Annotated in this window: 3 protein-coding genes; 2 read left to right on the top strand and 1 reads right to left on the bottom strand. The window is 48.3% G+C overall.

Annotated elements, in window-relative coordinates:
• Positions 1-455, bottom strand: a 455-nt coding sequence (locus tag ACLUYS_RS09815; RefSeq protein ID WP_412659781.1) for a GTP-binding protein, incomplete at its 3' end; no start/stop codon positions are given.
• A gap of 414 nt (positions 456-869) precedes the next feature.
• On the opposite strand from ACLUYS_RS09815, the gene ACLUYS_RS09820 reads away from it, so the two are divergent.
• Both ACLUYS_RS09820 and ACLUYS_RS09825 read left to right on the top strand, forming a co-directional pair.
• On the top strand, positions 870-1,613 hold the full coding sequence (locus tag ACLUYS_RS09820) for an esterase family protein (RefSeq protein ID WP_230266846.1): 744 nt from the start codon (positions 870-872) through the stop codon (positions 1,611-1,613).
• A 327-nt stretch (positions 1,614-1,940) separates the two neighbouring features.
• The coding region (locus ACLUYS_RS09825; RefSeq protein WP_412659782.1) for a hypothetical protein at positions 1,941-2,473 on the top strand (533 nt) is incomplete at its 3' end.

The following is a 2,473-nucleotide window of genomic DNA, read 5'->3' on the forward strand; positions in this document are numbered from 1 at the left end:
TCGATAAACAGGTCGTACACTTCATCCACAACTTCTTCGGCGCGCTGGTCTTTCTTATCAATTTTATTGATCAGAAGAATCGGCTTCAGGCCGACTTCAAGCGCTTTGGAAAGGACAAACCGTGTCTGTGGCATCGGGCCTTCCGAAGCGTCAACCAGCAGAATAACGGTATCGACCGTTCCCATGATGCGCTCCACTTCACTGGAGAAATCCGCGTGACCCGGTGTATCGACAATATTGATTTTGACGCCGTTGTGAATAACGGAACAGTTTTTTGAATAAATGGTGATTCCGCGCTCCCGTTCCAGAGCGTTGGAATCCATGACACAATCTACAACTTCTTCATTATCGCGGAAGACATCGCTCTGACGAAGGAAGGCATCCACCAGGGTGCTCTTGCCGGCGTCGACGTGGGCAATGACCGCAATATTAATAATTTTTTCTTGATCTGACATTCGGTCCTCTTTCCATTTTCAGGATAAACGTATGATTTCATGCGGCGATCAGTCAGATTGGCCGTAAAAATCAAAAGAATTATAGTCCGGGCCATAGAGGATTTCAATTCGCACTCCCGGAAGCCTTTTTCACTCCATTTTGTAAGGGGATCCACTTTTTTAAAAGGGAAGGGTGCAGTCTTAGCCAAAAATGAGATAATGAAAAAGTTCAATAACATTTTAGCCGTCTGTATAACGCTTATTTTGCCTCTTCGTCTTTTTTCGCTCGGTTCGGGCGATTTACCAGTCGATGGAAAAGTCGGATACGCCGATAAAAAAATGACAGGCAGGTCGATAAAAAAGAGATATCGACAGAAAAGAGAAATGTCGATAGAAAGGGAAGAAGGACGGCTTCTGGAAACAGGATGGTGTTTTATGGAGATAAGATACTTTAAGGATTACTCCCGTTATCTCGATCGGGATATGGAATTTAAGATGTACGGAGATTCGGGCATTCTCTGCCTGATCATTCCGTGTCAGGACGGCCGCTTCTATGAATGGGAAGACCGCAAGATGTTTGAGCTGATGAAACCGTTCATGGACGAGGGAAGAGTCCAGTTTGTGACGATCGATACGATCGATAAAGAAACCTGGTCGGACTACGGTCCCAGCGATCACCGCATGTATATGCAGGAAAGCTGGATCAACTACATCGTGAACGAACTGCTGCCTTCCGTTCATGAAAAAGCCGGCAAGGATCCGGATGAGCCGATGATGGTCATGGGCTGCTCGCTGGGCGGAACGCATGCGGCCAACCTCTTCTTCCGCTTCCCGCAGAAGTTCAATAAGCTTCTCGCCATGAGCGGTGTCTACGATCTTTCCTGCTATATTCACGATAATAACTTTGACGGCAACTTTTATCAGAACAGCCCGTTAGCCTATATGCCCAATATGGAAGCTTCGCATCCGTATATTGATCTGTACAACCAGAACAAAGGCTTCCTGGTCGTGGGACAGGGCGACTGGGAAAGCCAGACCGCCAACGATCTGCGCCGTCTGGCAGATGTTCTGTATCAGAAAGGCATCTGCACGTCCTGCTATTTCTGGGGTACGGATACGCCGCACGACTGGCCAAGCTGGGAAAAGCAGATTCTCGAATATCTGCCGCAGCTTGTCTGAACATCGATACGAAAAAAAGGCACTGGACGTCTCAGTGCCTTTTTACTTGGAAAATCTGATGATTTTCCTCCGCCAGATATGATAAAAGGAGCGGATAAATATTAAAAAGAAAGGAGGTAGTCCAGTTACCCGGACAACATAAGTATAGCCCTATTTTAAAGGCGAATTTCGGAAGATTTGCCAAAGACGATGCCCGATAGAGGATGAAAAATGCATACAGATCAGACTGTCGACCGGACAATTGGCCTTGTTTGTACGCGCAGGAAAATCTTACAATGAAAAACGTGCAGTCCGTATATTTTTCGACTGCCGAAAGGGGAGAGCAAAATGGCACTGACAAAAGAGAAGATTCTGGTCTGGATGTCCGCCGTTAAAGACGAGCAGATGCAGACGATCTGCCTGATGGCGTGGCCGGCAGGAAGAAAAAAGGATCTGTATGCCCGTCTGCAGACTGCTGCGGCGAAAAAAGTGCGCGGTCAGCGTCTGGACTCGCTTTCCTTGCAGGAAGCAGACGATGCCTCTATTCCGTATTTAATGGAATATGTGCAGGCGGTTCGAAACCTTCCCTCCCTGTTTGTCTTCGCAGCGAAGTGCGGACGAAAAGGTGCGCTGGCCATGGATGAGGCGTTAAAAGAAGCCGCGCAGGCACTGAAAACGCACTGGCCGCAGGCGCAGTTTGAAGTGTTCAGCGACGAAAAGCAGATTCGCTCTAGCCACGTTCAGTCGTGGATGCGCAAATACCAGCTCGATGGCCAGGCCGTCTCGATGGATGAGGAAAATTCGAGAGCGCTCAAAACGGCTGCGCTGCTCGGCTCTGTCCTTTTTCTCGAAACCAGACCGAATGTCCAGAAAGAGGATCC

Origin of the sequence: Allobaculum sp. (assembly GCF_047010065.1) — a bacterium.
GTDB lineage: Bacteria > Bacillota_I > Bacilli_A > Erysipelotrichales > Erysipelotrichaceae > Allobaculum > Allobaculum fili.